Annotated in this window: 19 protein-coding genes and 1 pseudogene; 10 read left to right on the top strand and 10 right to left on the bottom strand. The window is 72.3% G+C overall.

Translation table 11 applies throughout. The annotated features are described in order from the left end of the window. Nucleotides 1-69: 69 nt before the first annotated feature. Nucleotides 70-1425, top strand: coding sequence for a peptidase C39 family protein (locus ACWCQM_RS31295; RefSeq protein ID WP_450918444.1), 1356 nt, complete (start codon nucleotides 70-72; stop codon nucleotides 1423-1425). 149 nt (nucleotides 1426-1574) lie between these two features. Here the strand turns inward: ACWCQM_RS31295 and ACWCQM_RS31290 are convergent, their stop codons facing one another. Continuing rightward, nucleotides 1575-2513, bottom strand: a complete 939-nt coding sequence (locus tag ACWCQM_RS31290; RefSeq protein ID WP_450918443.1) for an SDR family oxidoreductase — start codon at nucleotides 2511-2513, stop codon at nucleotides 1575-1577. Nucleotides 2514-2896: 383 nt separating this feature from the next. Beyond that, entirely contained in the window at nucleotides 2897-3268 is a 372-nt protein-coding gene (locus ACWCQM_RS31285) for an SAV_915 family protein (RefSeq protein ID WP_450918442.1), read from the bottom strand. 288 nt (nucleotides 3269-3556) lie between these two features. On the opposite strand from ACWCQM_RS31285, the gene ACWCQM_RS31280 reads away from it, so the two are divergent. Beyond that, the gene (locus ACWCQM_RS31280) at nucleotides 3557-4054 is read left to right on the top strand and encodes a universal stress protein (protein WP_450918441.1); all 498 of its coding nucleotides are present in this window, start codon (nucleotides 3557-3559) and stop codon (nucleotides 4052-4054) included. 110 nt (nucleotides 4055-4164) lie between these two features. Here ACWCQM_RS31280 and ACWCQM_RS31275 read toward each other — a convergent pair whose 3' ends face one another. Continuing rightward, the gene (locus ACWCQM_RS31275; protein ID WP_450918440.1) at nucleotides 4165-4944 is read right to left on the bottom strand and encodes a DUF899 family protein; all 780 of its coding nucleotides are present in this window, start codon (nucleotides 4942-4944) and stop codon (nucleotides 4165-4167) included. A 149-nt stretch (nucleotides 4945-5093) separates the two neighbouring features. On the opposite strand from ACWCQM_RS31275, the gene ACWCQM_RS31270 reads away from it, so the two are divergent. Continuing rightward, nucleotides 5094-5294 (top strand): hypothetical protein, encoded by a 201-nt coding sequence (locus ACWCQM_RS31270; protein WP_450918439.1) that lies wholly within the window; start codon nucleotides 5094-5096, stop codon nucleotides 5292-5294. A gap of 18 nt (nucleotides 5295-5312) precedes the next feature. On the opposite strand, the gene ACWCQM_RS31265 is transcribed toward ACWCQM_RS31270, so the two are convergent. From ACWCQM_RS31265 to modA, 3 genes are all read right to left on the bottom strand, one after another. Beyond that, nucleotides 5313-6392, bottom strand: coding sequence for an ABC transporter ATP-binding protein (locus ACWCQM_RS31265; protein ID WP_450918438.1), 1080 nt, complete (start codon nucleotides 6390-6392; stop codon nucleotides 5313-5315). A 61-nt stretch (nucleotides 6393-6453) separates the two neighbouring features. Further along, nucleotides 6454-7332 (bottom strand): ABC transporter permease, encoded by an 879-nt coding sequence (locus ACWCQM_RS31260; protein WP_450918437.1) that lies wholly within the window; start codon nucleotides 7330-7332, stop codon nucleotides 6454-6456. Continuing rightward, nucleotides 7329-8144, bottom strand: a complete 816-nt coding sequence (gene modA, locus ACWCQM_RS31255) for a molybdate ABC transporter substrate-binding protein (protein WP_450918436.1) — start codon at nucleotides 8142-8144, stop codon at nucleotides 7329-7331. The genes ACWCQM_RS31260 and modA overlap by 4 nt, the downstream gene beginning before the upstream one ends. A 211-nt stretch (nucleotides 8145-8355) precedes the next feature. Between modA and ACWCQM_RS31250 the strand changes: the two are divergent. Next, nucleotides 8356-8825 (top strand): annotated as a pseudogene (locus ACWCQM_RS31250) (hypothetical protein). Nucleotides 8826-8859: 34 nt separating this feature from the next. Here ACWCQM_RS31250 and ACWCQM_RS31245 read toward each other — a convergent pair. Further along, the gene (locus ACWCQM_RS31245) at nucleotides 8860-9252 is read right to left on the bottom strand and encodes a TOBE domain-containing protein (protein WP_450918435.1); all 393 of its coding nucleotides are present in this window, start codon (nucleotides 9250-9252) and stop codon (nucleotides 8860-8862) included. Between the two features lie 356 nt (nucleotides 9253-9608). On the opposite strand from ACWCQM_RS31245, the gene ACWCQM_RS31240 reads away from it, so the two are divergent. The 6 genes from ACWCQM_RS31240 to ACWCQM_RS31215 all read left to right on the top strand — a co-directional run bounded on the left by ACWCQM_RS31240 (nucleotide 9609) and on the right by ACWCQM_RS31215 (nucleotide 14560). Further along, a complete protein-coding gene (locus ACWCQM_RS31240; protein ID WP_450918434.1) occupies nucleotides 9609-9950 on the top strand; it encodes an ArsR/SmtB family transcription factor in 342 nt (113 codons plus the stop codon). Next, entirely contained in the window at nucleotides 9947-10180 is a 234-nt protein-coding gene (locus tag ACWCQM_RS31235) for a hypothetical protein (RefSeq protein ID WP_450918433.1), read from the top strand. The genes ACWCQM_RS31240 and ACWCQM_RS31235 overlap by 4 nt, the downstream gene beginning before the upstream one ends. Nucleotides 10181-10318: 138 nt before the next feature. Next, nucleotides 10319-11305, top strand: coding sequence for a TauD/TfdA family dioxygenase (locus ACWCQM_RS31230; protein ID WP_450918432.1), 987 nt, complete (start codon nucleotides 10319-10321; stop codon nucleotides 11303-11305). 122 nt (nucleotides 11306-11427) lie between these two features. After that, nucleotides 11428-12999, top strand: a complete 1572-nt coding sequence (locus tag ACWCQM_RS31225; RefSeq protein WP_450918431.1) for an amino acid adenylation domain-containing protein — start codon at nucleotides 11428-11430, stop codon at nucleotides 12997-12999. Nucleotides 13000-13213: 214 nt separating this feature from the next. Continuing rightward, nucleotides 13214-13423, top strand: coding sequence for an MbtH family protein (locus ACWCQM_RS31220; protein ID WP_450918430.1), 210 nt, complete (start codon nucleotides 13214-13216; stop codon nucleotides 13421-13423). 195 nt (nucleotides 13424-13618) lie between these two features. Continuing rightward, nucleotides 13619-14560, top strand: a complete 942-nt coding sequence (locus tag ACWCQM_RS31215; RefSeq protein ID WP_450918429.1) for an ArsR/SmtB family transcription factor — start codon at nucleotides 13619-13621, stop codon at nucleotides 14558-14560. 71 nt (nucleotides 14561-14631) lie between these two features. Here ACWCQM_RS31215 and ACWCQM_RS31210 read toward each other — a convergent pair whose 3' ends face one another. The 3 genes from ACWCQM_RS31210 to ACWCQM_RS31200 are packed head-to-tail and all read right to left on the bottom strand — an operon-like array spanning nucleotide 14632 to nucleotide 18047. Further along, the gene (locus ACWCQM_RS31210; protein ID WP_450918428.1) at nucleotides 14632-15165 is read right to left on the bottom strand and encodes a flavin reductase family protein; all 534 of its coding nucleotides are present in this window, start codon (nucleotides 15163-15165) and stop codon (nucleotides 14632-14634) included. Next, a complete protein-coding gene (locus tag ACWCQM_RS31205; RefSeq protein WP_450918427.1) occupies nucleotides 15162-16463 on the bottom strand; it encodes a cation:proton antiporter in 1302 nt (433 codons plus the stop codon). The genes ACWCQM_RS31210 and ACWCQM_RS31205 overlap by 4 nt, the downstream gene beginning before the upstream one ends. A 33-nt stretch (nucleotides 16464-16496) precedes the next feature. Then, entirely contained in the window at nucleotides 16497-18047 is a 1551-nt protein-coding gene (locus tag ACWCQM_RS31200; protein ID WP_450918426.1) for a tryptophan halogenase family protein, read from the bottom strand. Nucleotides 18048-18216 lie beyond the last annotated feature (169 nt).

Here is an 18216-nt window from a genome sequence, read left to right as displayed (position 1 = left end):
ACCCGCAATAGTTGGCGCACCGATCGGCACCCGCAGCCCCATTCCGCTCAACGACCGGGGGTCTCGCCCATGACCAGACCGACATCACGCAGGACCGTGCTCACCGCCGCGCTCGCGGCAGCGGCGGCGGCCGGAACCGCTGCCACGGCCGCCCCCGCGGCGGCAGCCGCCCGCTCCTCGTCCCGGGCGGCGGCCTCGCTCGTGGACAACCGCTTCTGGACGACATACACCGACTGGTGCGGTGGCGCGCCGGAGGGCACCCGTGCCGTCGCCGGACGGCGCCCCGGCCTGGTGATCGCCGCCCCCGCCGGGACCACCTCCTACGCGGACCCGCACACCGGCACCACCAGCACATGGGAGTACGCCACGTGGACCTCGCCGGTCCACCGCTCCACCGTCCCCGCCACCGAGGTGATCGCCTCCTGGAACGCCCACACCCCGCAGGGCACCTGGATCCAGATCGAGCTGCGCGGAACCTACTCGGACGGCACGGACACCCCCTGGTACGTAATGGGCCGCTGGGCCGCCGGTGACACGGACATCCGCCGCACCTCGGTGGACGACCAGACCGACGGCAGGAGCACCATCTGGACCGACACCTTCTCCCTGGACGACCCCGCGAGCGGGCTGCGCCTCGTCTCGTACCGGCTGCGGCTCACCCTCCACCGCACCCCCGGCACGCGCCTCACGCCCACGGTCCACCGGATCGGCGCCATGGCCTCGGACGTCCCGGACCGCTTCACGGTCCCGGCCACCACCCCCGGCGCCGGCCGGGAGCTCGCCGTCCCGCGCTACTCGCAGAACGTCCACGTGGGGCAGTACCCGGAGTACGACAACGGCGGTGAGGCCTGGTGCAGCCCCACCTCCTCGCAGATGATCATCGAGTACTGGGGGAGGCGGCCCACCGCCGAGGAGCTCGCCTGGGTCAAACCGGGCCTCGCCGACCCGCAGGTCTGCCACGCGGCCCGCCACACCTTCGACTACCAGTACGAGGGCTGCGGCAACTGGCCGTTCAACGCCGCCTACGCGTCGACATACACGGAGATGAGCGCGGCCGTCACCCGGCTCGGCTCCCTGACCGACGTGGAGCGCCTGATCGGTGCGGGTATCCCGGTCATAACGTCACAGTCGTTCTTCAAGGGCGAGCTCACCGGGGCGGGCTACGGAACCTCCGGGCACCTGATGACGGTCATCGGCTTCACGCCCGAGGGCGACGTGATCGCCAACGACCCGGCCTCGCCGGACAACGACGCCGTACGCCGTGTCTATGCGCGGCGCGAATGGGAGAACATCTGGCTGCGTACGAAGCGCTACGACGCGAACGGGGCGGTCAGGGGCGGCACGGGCGGGGTCTGCTACGTCTACTGGCCCGCGGTGCCGACCGCGTCCCAGCGCCGTGTGCTGCGGTCGCTCGGCCTGATGTGAGCAGGTAGGGCCCGGCGGTCACCTCGGCCACTCGGCGGCAGCGCTGCCGGCCGTCCTGGGTGAGGTGACCGTACCCACCGTGGTCGGTCGGCCAGTGGGAAGCCGTGAGGGTGCGAAGGGCCGGAGTGTCCGCGACGAGGCTGCTGCTCCTACGGGTCGGACGGGGGAGCGGAGCGGGAGGCACGGTAGGAGTTCCAGTCGGCGCGCCCTCCGACGCCCAGGATCTTGCCGCGGGAGGAGATCGTCCCGTCGTGGTGGGCCCGGAGTTCGCGGCGGCTGGTCCGCGCGACGAGGGCCGGGAACAGGGGCCGGAAAGGCTGGCACCAGCGCAGCCACGGCGGGGCGTAGATGTGACGGCTGCGGCGGGCGATGCCCTGGGTGAGCCACTGGGCGACCTGGGCGGCACTGTGGACGCGGCGGGCGGGGCGAGGCTGATTGCGGCGCAGCGCTTCGAGGACGGGGTCGTCATCGATGCCGGAGAGCATGTCTGTGCCGGTCCAGTGCAGGTAGGCGATGCCGACCTGGACACCGTCCGGTTCGATCTCGCCGCGCAGGGAAAGCGCGAACGACTCCGCTCCCGCTTTGGAGGCGCAGTACGCGCTCATCATGGGTGCGGCGCCGAACGCGGCGGTGGAGGCGATCTGCAGGAAGTATCCGCGGGTGACGGTGAGCTGGGGCAGGAAGGCGCGGGCGGTGTTCGCGGAGCCGGTGAGGTTGACGTCGATGACGCGCTGCCAGAGCTCTGCGGCCGTACGGTCGAACGAGCCGCTCACCGCGATGCCGGCGTTGGCCACGACCACGCTCGCGGGCCCGAGTTCCCTCTCCACGCGGCGTGCCGCGTCCGCCAGCTCCGTGCGGTCGGTGATGTCGCACTCGACGCACATGGTCCGGCCGGGGAGGGACTCGGCGGCCTTCAGCAAGGTCGCCCTTTCCCTGCCGAGCAGGGCGACCTGCATGCCGGCGCCGGAGAGACTCCGGGCGAGCGCTTCGCCGATACCGCGAGCCGCGCCAGTGACGACCGCGACCCGCCCGTGCAGGGGAAGGGCGGGTGCACTCCGGGCCCGGCGCCCACCTGGGCTGTCGTCCATCGGCCTTCCTCGCTTCCTGACCGCGCCGCCGCAGGCCGCGCTCCCAGCACCACCGTCAGGTCAGGAGCGGGCCGCCGCAACCGGGCCGGCAGCTCGGGGCGACGGTCCGGGGCCCGGATACGGAGCCGGGCCCCGGTGGACGCGTCGCGCCCGTGCGGCCTGGCCCGGCATCACCCAGTGCGGTGAGGGCCCGGCGGCGCCCCGATGCAGTTCTCGCAGGTCCCGGGAGCGCCACGGTACGGACTCCGGCCTTCGGCCGCGGAGCCCGGCGGAGTGGTGGCGGTCGTTCGTCGACGGCTCGGACGCGGACGCCGACCGTGTGAGGGCGAGGCATTCTCTGCCCTTCGTCCGCGTCCGTGGCGGTCACGAGCGTCAGACCGTGGTCATCGGCGCCGTCCCCCCGCCTCTGCCGGTCCGGCCACCGGCCGGACCGGCAGAGGGTCCGGCGTGGGCGTGTCCGGGGAGACCCGTGGGGCCGACAGCGTCGGATCGACGGTGACCAGGCCCGCGCCGAGCGGTTCTCCCAGCGCCCGCAGGACGGGTTCCGGCAGCCGGATGTACGTCTGGCTCTCGCCCAGCACCGCGGTGAGGCGTTCCGAGCTGGTGAAGCCGACGGCGGTCCGTGCGCCCAGCGGTGTGCGGTAGAGCCGGACCACGGCTCCGGTGTCGCGTCCCGGCCGGACGGGCACGAACAGGGGCCCGGCCGGGACCGGTTCCTCGGGCTCGGGATCGTCGTCGTACAGGAACAGGCACATGAGGCCCTCCTCGCGGGCTCGGAGCTGTGTCGGGGCGCCGGCCGCCTGGAGGCGGCCGGCGCGTCACCGAAGCCTTGCTCGCCGGCGGGCCCGGGGGACCGCTCCATGACGGCATTCTGACGGCGATCGGGAGGCCCTTACGCGTCATTGACGACCGGCAGGCCGGCCGCGTCAGGGAACCGCAAGGGAATGCCCCCCGGGCGTCAGGGAGCCGTCAGTGCCGGTGCCCGAGGGCCCTTCGGGGTCCTTCCCTTGAAGCCGAAGGGCGGCGGACAGGAAGGCGGGACGGTGCGAGGACGAGTCGTGGTCGGGGTGAACGGTTCCCTGGGGAGCCTCACGGCCCTGCACGCGGCCGCGGCACAGGCCAGGGCGCGGGACGCGGAGCTGCTGGCCGTGCTGGCCTGGCAGCCTCCAGGTGGCGGCCCGGGCAGCCGGGCCGCCTGCGGCCACTCGGTACTGACCGAGTGCCGTGACGCGGCGGTGGACCGACTGCGCCTGTTCCTGGCCGACTTCGGTGCGTGCTGGCCGGGTGTGACCCCGGTCGGACGCGTCGTCCGGGGCACCCCCGGGGCCGCTCTGGTGGACGCGGCCCGCGACCCCGGTGACCTGCTCGTCGTCGGCACCGGATCGCGCGGGCCGCTGCTCCGGGCGCTGCGGCCGTCGGTGGTCCGGTACTGCCTGGCGCACGCCGCCTGCCCGGTGCTGGCGGTTGTGCCGAGCCCACTCCAGGCGGGCCTGGACCACCTGCACCGACGCGGCACATGGCGGGTGCCCGTCGATTCGTGAGCGGCGGCCCGGCCACCGCCCACGCACCGATCGGCACCCGCGCGGCCGGAACGCCGCGCCCTCCCGTTCCTCCGCGCCGGGGACGGGCCGGCGCCGTGGGCCGGGGCGCGTCAGTGGCAGTGCTCCTGGCGGCCGAGGGTCTCCACGGGTGTCGCTCCGGGGCGGGTCCACTGCGGTACGGGGCGGCTCGTCGGGCCCCAGGTGGCCCGGCCGTCCGCGTCCGTGCGCCAGTACCAGCACGGGCCGTGCCCCTCGGGCCGGCCCTCGGGGTTCTCCTGCCAGGCCTCGTCGCGGCCGTGGGGCGTCATGTCGAGCAGGCCGAAGAAGCCGCTGAACGCCTCGTTGCCGCGGCCCGTCGTGGAGTAGGTGAGGAACACCCGGTCGCCGTCGCGCAGATAGCAGGTGAGGTACCCCATGTCTCCGCCGGCCGGCCCCTCGACGCCACGCACCGAGTACCAGGGATGGGTGTAGCCCATGAATTCGACGAAGGGGGCCACCTCCTCCCACGCGCCCGTCGTCAGGATGGCGAGCGAGACGCCGCGGGCGTTGAGATAGACGGGGTCCCGCAGGCTCCAGGCCGCGCTGGTGCAGCCCTCGCACTGGCCCTGGTGCGGCGCGCCGTCGTGCCACATGTGCTTGTACGCCACGAGCTCGTCGCGGCCCTGGAAGAGCTCCAGGAAGGGGACCGGGCCGTCGGGCCCCACGACCTCGGTCGTCCCGTCGAACTCCACCATCGGCAGCCGGCGACGGGCCGCCGCGATGGCGTCGCCCTCGCGGGTGTGCGCCTTCTCGCGGATCAGGAGCTCGTCACGGGCTGCCTGCCAGGTGGCCTGATCGACGACGGGCGGGCTTCCGGGCGCGGTGGCCGGTGCACTCGGCGTGGTCGTCATGGTGTCCTCCGTAGGGTCTCGTGCCGGGCAGCGCCGTGCGACGCCCGGGCGACGTCACCAGTACGGACTCGTCGCACGGCCGGAACTCATCGGGGTGTGTGCCCCGGACTCGTCGAAGCCGGAGGTGCCCTCGGCCCGAGGCGGAACATATGCAGGTCATAGGCCCGGTTCCGGCTGGCTTCCGCGATGGTACGGTCGCGGGCCTGCGGATCGAGGAGTTCCCGTTCCCGCTCCATGGCGTCGGGATCGACGCGGTGTGGAACCCCCGGCTGTCCGATCAGGTGTCCATCCCGTGGCTGCGGGAAGCCGCGCGGGACGTCCAGGGCCCGGCCGGGGGCGACAGCGCCTGAAGCCCGCCCCGGCGCGGGTCAGGCGGGATACGCCTGCGTCTGCGTGGCCTTGACCGCCGCCCACACCGGCGCCCCCGGGTGGAGGTCGAGTTCGGCGGCGGCAACCGTCGTCAGGTCGGCCGCGAGCGGGAGTTCGCCGGTGAGGCCGGCCCGGATCCGGTCGCCGTGGGTCTCCAGTCCCGCCACCTCGCAGCGCCAGAGGTTACGGGCGCTGGAGCCGGTGGGGCGGTCGCGGTACAGGGTCACGGCACTCGGAGGGAAGGCCACGAACACGGGACCGGTGAGCTCCTCGGTGGTGGTGACGACGGGTCCCGTCTCCAGCCGGACCGTGTGCCCGTCGGCCCGGCCCTTGTAGAGGTTCAGGCCGACCAGCCGGGCGATGTAGTCCGTACGCGGACGGCGGGCGATGTCCTGCGGCGCGCCCTCCTGCACGACATGGCCGTGCTCGATGACGACGAGCCGGTCGGCCAGCACCATCGCGTCCAGCGGATCGTGCGTGACCAGCACGGCCACCGCCTCGAAGTCGGCCAGATGACGGCGGAGCTGGGCGCGTACGTCGAGGCGGGTGCGGGCGTCGAGCGCGGCGAGCGGCTCGTCCAGGAGCAGCAGCCGGGGGTGCGTCGCCAGGGCACGGGCGAGAGCGACGCGCTGGGCCTGGCCGCCGGAGAGCCGCCGCGGCCGGGCACCGGCGTGCTCCGCCAGCCCCATCCGGTCCAGCCACCGCGCGGCCTGCGCGCGGGCCTCCGTCCTGGACATGCCCTGGCAGCGGGGGCCGAAGGCGACGTTGTCCAGGGCGGTCAGATGAGGGAACAGCAGATAGTCCTGGAAGACGACACCGACCGGGCGGGACTCGGGCGGCGCATCGTCCAGCGAGGCTCCGTCGAGACGCAGATGGCCACCGGTCAGCGGGGCCAGTCCGGCGAGGGCGCGCAGCGCGGTGGTCTTCCCGGCGCCGTTCGGCCCGAGCAGCGCGACGACTTCGCCGGGGGCGACGCTCAGCGCCACGTCGAGGCGGAAGGCCCCCCTGTCCACGACGAGACGTGCGTCCAGTCCCGCCCCCGGGCGGCCGTGTCCTGGGTCGTTGCCGACAGGGGTCATCAGACGGCCATCCAGCGGTCGGACGGTCCTGAACAGACCGTGGCGGGCAGGGCGGTACGGGTCATGAGACCGTCATCCAGCGGTCCCGGAGCCCCGCGAGGACCGCGATGGACACGGCGAGCAGTACCAGGCTCAGCGCGATGGCGGCGGCCGGATCGCTCTGCAGCGCGAGATAGACCGCCAGCGGCATCGTCTGCGTACGGCCCGGGAAGTTGCCCGCGAAGGTGATCGTCGCGCCGAACTCGCCGAGCGCGCGGGCCCAGGCCAGGACGGAACCGGCGGCGACGCCGGGCATGATCAGCGGCAGGGTGACCCTGCGGAACGCGGTGAAGCGGGAGGCGCCCAGTGTCATGGCGGCCTCCTCGAAGCGCGGGTCGGCGGCCCGGAGCGTGCCCTCCACGCTGATGACGAGGAACGGCAGTGCCACGAACGTCTCCGCGACCACCACGCCCGCCGTGGTGAACGGCAGGGTGATCCCGAACCACGAGTCCAGCCACTGCCCCACGACCCCGTTGCGCCCGAGCGCCAGCAGCAGCGCCACACCGCCCACCACCGGGGGCAGGACCAGCGGCAGCGTCACCAGCGCCCGTACGAGGCCGCGCCCCGGGAACTCGGTGCGCGCGAGAAGCCACGCCAGCGGCACCCCGAACACCAGGCTCAGCGCCGTGGCGGAGGTCGCGCAGATCAGCGAGAGCCGCAGGGCGTCCCAGACCTCCGGGCTGGTCAACTGGTCCGGAAGGTCGCTCCAGGGGGCCCGTACGAGGAGGGCGGCCAGCGGCAGCAGGAGGAAGGCGAGGCCCACGAGGGCGGGCACCAGCAGGGGCAGAGGAATCCCGCTCCGGGCGCTCGCCCGGACACGCCGGCGCCGGGGCCCGCCGCCCCGGGCGTCGCCACCCGTGACCGTGCCGCCCGCGGAGCCGGACTTGCCCGGTCCGCTCACGGGGTGAGGAATCCAGCCGCGGTCAGGACCTTCTGGCCCTCGGCGGACCGGACGTACGCGATGAACTCCTCGGCGGCCACCGGGTTCGGCGCGTCCTTGAGGAGTGCGATCGGGTAGTCGTTGACGGCGTCGGCGGACTCGGGGAACTCCACGCCCTCCACCTTGTCACCCGCGGCCTTCACGTCCGTCTTGTACACGACGGCGGCGTCGGCCTCCTTCAGCTCCACCTTCGTCAGGGCGCTCTTGACGTCCTGCTCGTAGGAGACCGGGGTGAGCTTCAGCCCGCCGGCGTCCAGAGCCTTCTGCGTGGCGGCGCCGCAGGGCACCGTCCTGTCGCAGAGCACGACCTTGAGGTCCGGCTCCGTGAGGTCCTTCAGGGAGCCGATCCTGTCGGGGTTGCCCGGCAGGGTGGCGATCTCCAGCTCGTTGCGCACGAAGGTGGCGGGCGTGCCGGAGGCGTCGCCCGCGTCGGTGACGACGGCCATCGTCCTGGCGCTGGCCGCGGCGAAGAGGTCGGCCGGAGCGCCGCCGGTGATGCCGGCGGCGAGCGAGTCGCTGCCGCCGAAGCTGAAGGTGACCTTCGTGCCCGGGTGGGCCTTCTCGAAGTCCTTGCCCAGCGTCGTGAAGCTCTCCTTGAGCGAGGCGGCGGCGAAGACGGTCACCGTGCCGGAGAGCTTCTCCGAGGCCTTCCCGGATGCGGAGGAGTCCGAGGCCGGGGACGTGCCGTCGGACGAGGAGCAGGCGCTCAGTGCCAGCAGCGCGGCCGCGCCTGCACCGGTCATCCGCAGGGTCCGGCGCGCGGTACGGGTCATCACGGGTCCACTCCCTCTGGCTCTTCGGACGAGCCTGTCTCCTATGTTCCACGGGCTCCGGCGCGGGGCGCGCAGCTGATCATACTGCCGCAGATTCCAGGAGTAAGTCACTAGTGGCATCGCATGAGCGGGAGCTTCCTGGAAAGAGGCGGGTATGTGCGTTTGCACGGGTTCGCCGCGAGGGTACGGTCCCCGGGGGAGGTGGAAGCCCGTGAGCCAGTCCGTCACGGCTGCCGGTCCGGCGGCGGAGCTCGCCCTGACGGGCGACCTCGCGCGTCCTGCCCGGCTGACGGTGCGGCGATCTGCCGGCCTGGCCGCAGCATCCGGCCCGGGTCGGCTTCGCATGCGCCACCAGCGGTGTCCGGCACCACCGCGTCACGGACCGCTGCTGCACGACGTCCTGAACGACGCGGGCCCCGGCTTCGACCCGGCGCGGCGCAAGGACCGGCTGCGGTTCCTCATCGCGCTGTCCGGGGCGGACGGCCATCGCGTCCTGCTCTCCGGGGCCGAGATCGACCCGGACTTGGGGCAGGCCCCCGTCCTGCTCGCGGTGAGCATCGACGGCACCCCGCTGGACCGGGCCGGCCCCAGCTGGTCCTTCCCCGGGGCCGGTGCGGCGCCCGGCGCATCAGCGGGATCGACGCCGTCCGCGTGGACGGCCGGTACGCGACGGGGAGTTGACCGGGCCGGAGGCTCGCGGGCGGGCCGCCGTGCGTCAGGTCCGGTCGATGTGCACGTTGGTCGACTTCACGCGGGCCGTCGCCTCCATGCCGACCTCCAGCCCCAGTTCTTCCACGGCCTCACGCGTGAGCAGTGAGACCAGCCGATGGGGACCGGCCTGGATCTCGACCTGGGCCGCGACATCGCCCATCTTCACGGCGGTCACGATGCCGGGGAAGGCGTTGCGCACCGAGGTGTACGAAACGTCCGCCTCGCCTCCGGACGCGGCGATCTCGACCGAGAAGGCGGCCAGATCCTTGCCGTCGATGAGCCGGCGCCCGCCCTCGTCGCGGTGGGTCGCCACCTTGCCCGCGTCCGCCCATCGGCGCGCGGTGTCCGGGCTCACTCCGAGCAGTCGGGCTGCCTGGCCGATCGTGTAGAACTGCATATGCGCCAAGATAGGCGTATTACTCTCGCAGATGCAAACTTATGCGCTATGGAAGGTGGCGGATGCTAGCTCTGGGCGATATGAGAGAAGGGCTCGTACGGCCGACCATACGCCCGCCGCGCCCCGCCGCCGGCCCCCGGCGTGCCGGCCCGGCCGGTCGTCCGCGGTGGGAGTCCCGGCCGGTGGCCGAGATGGACTACGTACGATGGAGCCGTGTCGTCCGAAGGCCGGTTGCCGGCCGTCGCCCGCGGTGGTGTCGTGACGGCCGTGCGGGCAAAGGCGCCCCGGCCCTCCGGTGGACCTCCAGGGCATGGGAGAGTCTCCTTCGAACCGTCCCGGGATTGTCAGAGGTGGCCATGAGCAGCGAGGAGCTACTCGCAGTGCTCTCAGCCGTGGGCCACGCGCAGCGGCTGAGAATCCTCGCCGAACTCGCCGGCGGCCGTGTGTACGTCAGTGAGCTCGCCCGCCGCCTGGAGATGTCGAGGCCGCTCCTCTACCTGCACATCGACCGGCTGGAAAAGGCCGGTCTGGTGACGGGCAATCTCGAACTCTCGCACGACGGCAAGGCCCTGAAGTACTTCGAACTCACCGCGTTCGACCTCAGGTTGAACATCGATACAATCATCGAGGCCGCGCGGAGCGACGAAGCACCGTCCGATGTGCGGGATGCGGACGACGCGAAGGAGAAGAGGACATGACCGGGGCCGTCGTCGCGATCGCCATCGTTCTGATCGCCGTCGGTGGTGTCACGGCCACCGTGACGGCCTACCTCAGGCTCCAGCGCCACCGGGCCGACGCCGTGGCCATGGCCTCGTACCGCAAGCTCGCCGAGGAAGCCGTCGAGCGGCAGGCGTCGTTGCAGAGCGAGCTCGCGGTCATCAGCGAGCGCGTCACAGCCGTCGAACGGCTCCTCCGCAGCGTCGGCTGACCCCCCGCAGGGCGCCCCGAATCGGCCCTCGGTCCCGCGCTGAGCTGCGACTTTAGACTGCGGATTAAGAGCGTGGTCCACCCGGTGAGGCCTGCCTAGACTCCCCACTGTTCCCCTGAGCAGAAGGGTTGGTCGGGCATGTTCGGTCCTGGCGTCAGGTTCCACAACGAGAGCTTCCCCCCGGTGATCCGGTGCACCGCGCCGGACCGGGGCGCACCGCAGTGGGCGGCGGACAACCGCCCGGCCCTGGAGGGGCTGCTCCGCGAACACGGCGCGGTGGTCCTGCGCGGCTTCGGTGTCGAGACCCCGGATCTCTTCGAGTCGGTCGCCGCCTCCCTGGTCGGTGAGCTCTACGGCGACTACGGTGACCTTCCGCACGAGAAGGACGCCGACCAGGTCTACAAGTCGACTCCCTACCCGGCCGAGCAGTCGATCCTCTTCCACCACGAGAGCTCCCACATGCCGCAGTGGCCGAGCCGGCAGTTCTTCTGCTGTCTGCAGCCGGCCGCCGAGGGCGGAGCCACACCGCTCGTGGACGGGCGCAAGGTCTGGGCGGCCCTCCCCGACGACCTGCGCGACCGCTTCGAGCGCCTCGGCATCCGCTACGTACGCAACTTCATCCCCGGACTCGACGTCAGCTGGCAGAAGATGTTCGGCACAGAGGACCGGGACGAGGTCGAGGCGCGCTGTGGTGCCCAGGACGTGACGTGCGAGTGGCGCGACGACGGCTCGCTGCGCACCACGCAGCAGGGACCCGCCGTGATCCGGCACCCGGAGACCGGCGAACAGGTCTTCTTCAACCAGCTGTTCCTGCATCACACCGCGTGCCTCGAGCCCTCCGTGCGCGAGGTGATGGCGTCGATCTTCGGCGACGACGAGACGGCGTACCCGCGCAGTGCCTTCTTCGGCGACGGCTCGCCCATCCCGGCCGACGCTGTGGAACGGCTCCGGCGCCTCTACGACTCGCTCGCGCAGCGTTTCGCCTGGGAGCGCGGTGACGTCGTCGCCATCGACAACATGCTGGTCTCGCACGGCCGTGACCCCTTCGGCGGGGAGCGCAAGATCATCGTCGCCATGGGGGACATGATCGCCCGTGACGCGGTGGCCGCGGCGGCCACGCACTGACGGCCGTTCACCCACTTCCGGGCCTTTCGCCCGCCGACTGCCGTCCGCCCGCCCGCCGGAGCCGCGTGTACCGGCCCGGCCCCACCGGCACACAGCCGGCCCACCCACACACAGGAGCATCGATGATTCCGTCTGGGACGACTCCCGGGATGCTGGCCGGCGAGGCCCGCCCCGTCGCGGCGGACTCGGTGGTGGAGATGGTGCGGGGACACGCACGGCTGCGGCCGGACGCGGTGGCGGTGGACTCCGGCGGCACCCTGCTGACGTACAGGGAGCTGTGGCACCGCGCCATGGTCGTGGCCGCCGCGCTCGACGAGGCGGGCGTCGGGGCGGGGGACCGGGTGGTGCTCTGGGCGGACAGGACGGCCGGTACCGTCGCCGGCGCCCTCGCGGTGATGGCGCTGGGCGCGGCGTACGTGCCGGTGGACCCGACCCACCCCGAGGAGCGGATCAGGCAGGTCCTGGACGGCGCCCGCCCCACCGCGCTCGTCCACGACGGCGCGGCGGCCCGGCAGACACTGCCCCTGGTCGACGTGACCGTCCTCGATTTGGCGGCCCTCGCGGACAGCGCCACGCCGCCGGACCGGGAACCGCCCCGTGCCGGGGACATCGCGTACATCGTGTTCACGTCGGGCTCCACGGGAGCGCCCAAGGGCGTCATGGTCGAACACGGCTCGCTCGCCAACTACGCCGCCTGGTGCGGTGATCTGGTCGGGAACGGGCCGGGCGGCAGCCCGCTGTTCGCGAGCCTCGGTTACGACCTGGCGATGACCTCGCTGTGGGTGCCGCTGTCACAGGGACAACCCGTGGTGACCGTGGCCGGACTCTGGGACCAGGCCGCGCTCTTCGGCACACGGCCGGAGCCGTACACCTTCATGAAGCTGACCCCGTCGCACGCGCGCTTCTTCGAGGCGCTCGGTGAGCCTCCCCGCTACGACCGCGCGACCCGGCTGCTGATGTTCGGCGGCGAGGGACTGGACCCGGCCCTCCTGACCGGTCTCGGGCCACGGCTGGAAGGGCTGCGGCTCGTCAACCACTACGGGCCGACGGAGACCACCATCGGCTGCTGTGCCCACTCCTTCGACCTGACCCGGCTGCCCCGGACGCCCACGGTGCCGATCGGCGTGCCCGCGTGGAACACCCGCGCCTATGTCGTCGACGAGCAGCTGCGCCCGGTGCCCGACGGGCGGCCCGGGGAGCTGGTGATCGCGGGGCGGGCCGTCGCCGCCGGGTATCTGGGCGACGGCGCCCCCGGCGACCGGTTCATCGACGAGCGGGAGCTCGGGGGACGGCCCGGCCGGGCCTACCGCACCGGTGACATGGTGGAGATGCTGCCGGAGCGGGTGCTGCTCCACCTGGGACGCCGTGACGACCAGTTGAAGATCAACGGCTACCGGGTCGAACTCGGCGAACTCCGCCACCACGTGATGTCGGTGCCCGGTGTCGACGACGCCGTCTTCGACGTCGTCCCCGGTGCCGTCGACATGCTCGACCTGTTCGTGCGCCCCTCGGACCACCGGACGGCCCCCGGCGAGCTGGCCGGGGCGGTTCACAAGGCGCTGTCCGCCGTGCTGCCGTCGGCACTGGTCCCGGGCCAGGTGCGTGTCGTCCCCGAGATCGTCCTCAACCCCAACGGCAAGCGTGACGTGGCAGCGACCCGGAAGCTCTGGGACGGGCTGTCGGCAGGCCACTGAACACCCTGTCCCCTTCCGGGTCCCGGAGCGCCGCGACAGAACGCGGCGGCACCGGGGCCCGGCCGTGTGAGCGCCGCGGCCCCGCATCAGGGACGGGTCAGCCGGACGTCAGCGGGCGCGGCCACTATGGCACCGCGGTCCTGAGATCCCCGAGCCCGCACCGAGCGGGCCGGGTGGGTCCGCGCTCCGCCGACCATCCGGACAGGGAGTACACGTGCCGAACCCCTTCGACGACGAGGACGAAACGTTTCTGGTGTTGGTGAACGACGAGGGCCAGCATTCCCTGTGGCCCTCCTTCGCCCAGCAGCCCGACGGCTGGCAGGTGGCGCTCGAAGCGGCCCCCAGGGCAGAGGCCCTCGCCTTCGTGGAGGCGAACTGGACGGACATGCGGCCCCGTTCGCTGCGCGAGCACCAGTCGGCCTGATCCGGCCGGCGGCCATACGCGCCCGTCCGCCAGGGCCCCGGCCCGCGTCCTGAGGGCGCGGGCCCTCTCACCGCTCGGACACGGCGCGCGCCGTCGCGCCGGTCCAGTCCTGTGCCCGGTGTCCCACCACGCGGACCCGGCTCCGTCCCCACACGGGGGGCATCTTCGCATTCGCGGGACCTACGGGGGTTGCCCATGCTCAGGATCCACTTCACCGCCGCCGACATAGCGAGAATCCGTCTGGGAGCCACTGTCGGCCCCGTCATGGAGACGGCCTTCGCAGCCTCACTGCTCGGCCGCAGCGTCGGCCTGCCGTACGTCCACTGGCGCCGCCGGGTGGGCAGCCGCACGCCGCCCGGCCCGACGGCCGCGCCCTGGGACCAACGCCTGGGCGCCGAAGCCCTGCTGGACCTGGCCGAACGCTTCATCGCCGACTCGGGCGCGGGCCCGGACGCCTCCGGGCACCCCATGGGCCCGTCCCTGCCCGCGCCGCTCTCGGACGCCTGGCAGAACGCCGTGGCCCCGTACTGGGACCGGATCACCGCCTACCTGGAGGCCGAGCGGGAGGCGCGCAGCAGGATCGTCATGGGCGGGGGAGTGGAACAGCTCCTGGCCACACTGCATCCGCGGCTCGTCTGGAGAGCACCCTGCCTGGAGGTGACGGGAGTTCCGGACGGCGACATCCGGCTCGACGGCCGGGGCGTCGTGCTCACCCCCTCGGTGTTCCTCTGCGACCCGCCCGCCCGGATCCTGGCGGGCAGGGCGGCCGACGGAGCCGCCGTGCTCGCCTTCGCCGCCCCTCCCGACGCCCGGCGGTCGGCGTGCCTCTGGGAGGACGAGGAGGGAGTCGAGCGGCCCCTGGGAGCGCTGGTCGGCCAGACCCGTGCCGCGGCGCTCCAGGTCCTGCGCACCACCTGCACCACCAGCCAGCTCGCCGACAAGCTCGGCATCTCGGCGGCCGGGGCCAGCCAGCACACCACCGTCCTGCGGGAGACGGGCCTCATCACGACCCGCCGCATCCGCAACACGGTCCTGCACACCGTGACTCCGCTGGGAGTGGCCCTGCTCGACGGCCGGGGGCCCCAGCCCCAGGGGCAGCAAGGGGCCGGCAGGACGCGTCGCGTCCTGCCGGCCTGAGGGAGAGCTGTCCGGCCCGAGCGGCAGGCGGGCCCGCTGTGGAAGCGGGCCCGCCCGCACCCTTCGTACCGTCAGACGGCGGACCACCGGCGGAACTCCCGCATCCCGTACAGCAGCGGCGGCTCGGTGCTCTGCCGGACGATCCGGCGGGTGGTGCCGAACACCGTGACGTGGTCACCGACCTGCTGGGTCAGCACGACGGCGCAGTCGGCGACGGTGTGCGCGTCACGAACGACGTGCGGCCCGGCCGCGAAGGGGTCCTGGACCCACGGAGTCAGGTCGAACCGGTGCGGGTCGCCCGAGGCGAACAGCTCCGCCGTCCCACGGGCCTCCTCGTGCAGGAGGTTGACCGCGAAGCCGCCCTGTTCGCGGATGGCGGCGAGGGTCGGGCTGCCCGCCCGCAGGCACACCAGCAGGGTCGGCGGGTCGAGCGAGACACTGCAGACCGAGGAACACGTCATTCCCCAGGGGGAGCCCTCGCGGTCGAGGCTCGTCACCACGCACACGCCGGTCGGGAAGGTGCTCATCATCGAGCGGAAGCCGTCGGGCGTCACGTCTGCCGACGGAGACAGGGTCGAGGTGGGCGGAGCCGTGGACTCGGTCATCGTGTACTGCCTTCCGTCGCAACGGGTCGGGGGGGAGAGGGGCGGAGCGAGACCTTCTCCGCGGGTTCGCCGGCGCGGCCGGCTGGTCCGAGCAGCGGTCCCGTCATGGCCGTCGTGACGAGCGCCATCACCACGAGCGCGAGGACCAAGGGCGCGGGCAGGATGCCCGCCCTGTGACCGGCCTCCAGCACGATCAGTTCCGTCAGGCCGCGGGTGTTCATCAGCACGGCGACGCGCCGGGCCCCGGCGGGCGGGGTGCCGCCCAGGCGGGCGCCGAGGTAGCCGCCCAGCAGCTTGCCCGCGCACCCGAGCCCGACCGTCACGGCGATGAGCGTCCAGGAGACGGACGCGAAGGTCCCGGTCAGTACCGTGACGCCGGTGACCACGAAGAAGACCGGGGTCAGGCGCCGTCCCGCGCCGGCGACCCTGGCGACCGTGGGGGCCCACGGGGACAGGGCGCCGGCGGGGACGGCCAGGCCGACCATGGCGGCGCCCACGATCGCGGTCATCCCGAGGTGTTCGGTCGCGAGCGCGGTGCCCAGGGCCGCGCAGCCCAGAAGGACCGCCGCGGCCGCGGGCATGCGCTCACGGAACCGGCGGGCGGACCGCGTCCGCAGCACCTGCCGCAGCACGAGGGCGCATCCGCCGCCCACGGCCAAGGCCGTTCCGGCGTCCGCGAGACCGGAGAGGTTCCCCGCGCCGAGGCCGATGGCGAGGACGAGCAGGATCCAGCCGAGGCCGTCCATGGCGATGGCGGCGGAGAGAGCGAGCCGCCCCTCCGGGGAGCGGCCCAGTCTCCGGTCGCCGAGTATCCGGGACAGCACGGGTACGGCGGTGATCGACATCGCCACCGCGACCATGAGGGCGAACGCGGGAGCGGGGGCGCCGCCACGAGCCGCCGCGTCACCGGTGGCCGCGATGAACCCGGCGAGCAGCAGCCCCGAGCCGAGTGGGACGACGAACGCGCAGACGACCAGGGCGGACAGGGCCCGCCGGCCCGGGCTGCCCGGCCCCGGCCCCAGCTTGTGCGCCAGGCCGGTCAGATAGAGGATCAGCCCCACCTGCCCGACGAGGCCGAGGACATCGAGCACCGCGTCCGGCAGCACCAGGCCGAACCGGTCCCGGCCGGCCACCGCGAGGACGGCGGGCCCGGCCAGCAGGCCCACCGTCACCTCTCCGACGACCTCCGGCTGCCGCAGCCGACGGGCGGCCGCGCGCCCCGCGCGGGCCAGCAGGAACGCGGCGACGAGCGCCGCGGCCACGTGCGCGGGCAGGATCAGGGAATCCAGAACATCCATGGAGACGCGGCCCTTCGTGGTCGCCGGAAGGGATCAGCCGAGCCGGCTGAAGTAGTCGTACGCCTTGGGCAGGGTCTCCTTCAGCCGCCGGGTCTTCTCCTGGATCGCCTCGAACTCCCGCCGGGCCGCGTCACTGTCCGTCAGGGAGAGCGCCGGCGAGGGCTTGACGTCGATGCCCCCCATGCCGAGGAGGACGCACATGTACGAGTACGGCGGCAGGCCGTGGTAGTAGGGGTAGATCGTCTCCGAGTCGGGCAGCTGCGTCTTCCAGATCTCGATGCGCTCGGCGAGGGAGTCCGGGATCTTCCGGGTCTTCGTGTCACGCCAGTACTGCGTGTCGTTGCGCTTGGCCGCCACGTAGTGCAAGGTCAGGAATTCGCGAACACCGTCCATGACATGCGTGACGGCGGTGTTGTACGAGTTGCGCCTGACCGGGTCCCAGTCCGGGCCCGGGAAGTTCTTCGCGAGCTGCTCGATGGCGTGGTGGATGAAGAAAATCCCGGTCGATTCCAGGGGCTCGACGAAACCGCTGGAAAGCCCGATGGCCACACAGTTGTTCACCCAGGAATTACGGCTGCGCCCGATGCGCATACGGATGTGATTGGCTTCGACGTCCGCCGCGTTGGGGCCCACGAATTCACGCAGCGTCCGCTCGGCCTCCTCCGGGGAGAGGTAGTCCTTGGCGTAGACGTATCCCGTTCCCACACGGCCCGTCAGCGGAATGGTCCATATCCATCCGGCGTCCTGGGCGGTGGCGGTCGTGCAGGGAAGAATCCCACGCTTCTCCATGTCCATGGGGACCTGGAGGGCTACCGCACTGTCGTTGGGGAGAGTGTCCTGGTACGAGATGAAGGGCTCTTCGAGTGCCTTGTTGAGGAGCAGGCTGCGGAATCCCGTGCAGTCGATGAAGAGGTCGCCGGTGAGGTCGCCGTGCTCCTTGGTGCGCACCGACCCGATCCAGCCGCGGTCGTCGAGGGCGACATGCTGCACGTCGTCGACGATGTGCTTGACGCCGCGCTCGACGGCGTACTTGGTCAGGTACTTGGCGAGCAGCGCCGCCTCGAACTGGTAGGCGTACGGGAACTGGGTCTTGCCCTGGTGCTCGGACATGGTCAGACCCTGCATCTCCTCGACGCCCTCGTCGAAGGGCTGGTCGATGAGGGTGCCGTTCCGGTGGCGCGGGCTCAGGCCGGCGTCGATGACGGACGACATGACGAAGCAGTCCTTGTCGAACCGGTCGGTCGGGCCCTCCTTGAGCCACCAGTCCGCCAGCGGGAACCCGTTGACCGACCGCATCTGCTCGAAGGGGTGATAGAAGTAGTGGCCCTTCTCGCGCCAGTTCTCGAAACGCACGGCGAGCTTGTAGGTGGCGTTGCAGGCCGGCATCCAGTCCTTCTCCTTGAGCCCGAGGAACTCGAAGAAGTGGCGGATGTCGCTGAAGGTGGCCTCGCCCACTCCGACGGCACCGATGTGCCCGGATTCGACCAGCGTGATATCGATTCGGTCGCCGAACGCAGCCTTGAAATACGAGGCTGTCATCCATCCTGCGGTGCCGCCGCCCACAATTACGACTCTGTTGAGCATCACTGTCCCCTGTTCGTCGATCGGATGGGTTGGCGTGGCCTCGTCCCGGGAGGAGAAGAATCGGGGTGGCGCCACCGAGAGAGGACGGTAGGTCGGTCCGAGAACCCCGGAACAGGTTTTTAAGCGTCCGGCGAAAATCCCTGGTCGGCGTGGTCTTCGGGGCCTAAGG

It is taken from the genome of Streptomyces sp. NPDC002125, from assembly GCF_053593715.1.
Note: the sequence above shows the minus strand (reverse complement) of the source record. Positions and strands in the feature narration are given on the sequence as shown.

Bases quoted from the DNA above. Each gene is read 5' to 3' on its own strand.
- ACWCQM_RS31295 (WP_450918444.1), top strand. From the start codon at position 70: ATGACCAGACCGACATCACGCAGGACCGTGCTCACCGCCGCGCTCGCG.
- ACWCQM_RS31290 (WP_450918443.1), bottom strand. From the start codon at position 2,513: ATGGACGACAGCCCAGGTGGGCGCCGGGCCCGGAGTGCACCCGCCCTT.
- ACWCQM_RS31285 (WP_450918442.1), bottom strand. From the start codon at position 3,268: ATGTGCCTGTTCCTGTACGACGACGATCCCGAGCCCGAGGAACCGGTC.
- ACWCQM_RS31275 (WP_450918440.1), bottom strand. From the start codon at position 4,944: ATGACGACCACGCCGAGTGCACCGGCCACCGCGCCCGGAAGCCCGCCC.
- ACWCQM_RS31270 (WP_450918439.1), top strand. From the start codon at position 5,094: ATGCAGGTCATAGGCCCGGTTCCGGCTGGCTTCCGCGATGGTACGGTC.
- ACWCQM_RS31265 (WP_450918438.1), bottom strand. From the start codon at position 6,392: ATGACCCCTGTCGGCAACGACCCAGGACACGGCCGCCCGGGGGCGGGA.
- modA (WP_450918436.1), bottom strand. From the start codon at position 8,144: ATGACCCGTACCGCGCGCCGGACCCTGCGGATGACCGGTGCAGGCGCG.
- ACWCQM_RS31245 (WP_450918435.1), bottom strand. From the start codon at position 9,252: ATGCAGTTCTACACGATCGGCCAGGCAGCCCGACTGCTCGGAGTGAGC.
- ACWCQM_RS31240 (WP_450918434.1), top strand. From the start codon at position 9,609: ATGAGCAGCGAGGAGCTACTCGCAGTGCTCTCAGCCGTGGGCCACGCG.
- ACWCQM_RS31235 (WP_450918433.1), top strand. From the start codon at position 9,947: ATGACCGGGGCCGTCGTCGCGATCGCCATCGTTCTGATCGCCGTCGGT.
- ACWCQM_RS31230 (WP_450918432.1), top strand. From the start codon at position 10,319: ATGTTCGGTCCTGGCGTCAGGTTCCACAACGAGAGCTTCCCCCCGGTG.
- ACWCQM_RS31225 (WP_450918431.1), top strand. From the start codon at position 11,428: ATGATTCCGTCTGGGACGACTCCCGGGATGCTGGCCGGCGAGGCCCGC.
- ACWCQM_RS31215 (WP_450918429.1), top strand. From the start codon at position 13,619: ATGCTCAGGATCCACTTCACCGCCGCCGACATAGCGAGAATCCGTCTG.
- ACWCQM_RS31210 (WP_450918428.1), bottom strand. From the start codon at position 15,165: ATGACCGAGTCCACGGCTCCGCCCACCTCGACCCTGTCTCCGTCGGCA.
- ACWCQM_RS31205 (WP_450918427.1), bottom strand. From the start codon at position 16,463: ATGGATGTTCTGGATTCCCTGATCCTGCCCGCGCACGTGGCCGCGGCG.
- ACWCQM_RS31200 (WP_450918426.1), bottom strand. From the start codon at position 18,047: ATGCTCAACAGAGTCGTAATTGTGGGCGGCGGCACCGCAGGATGGATG.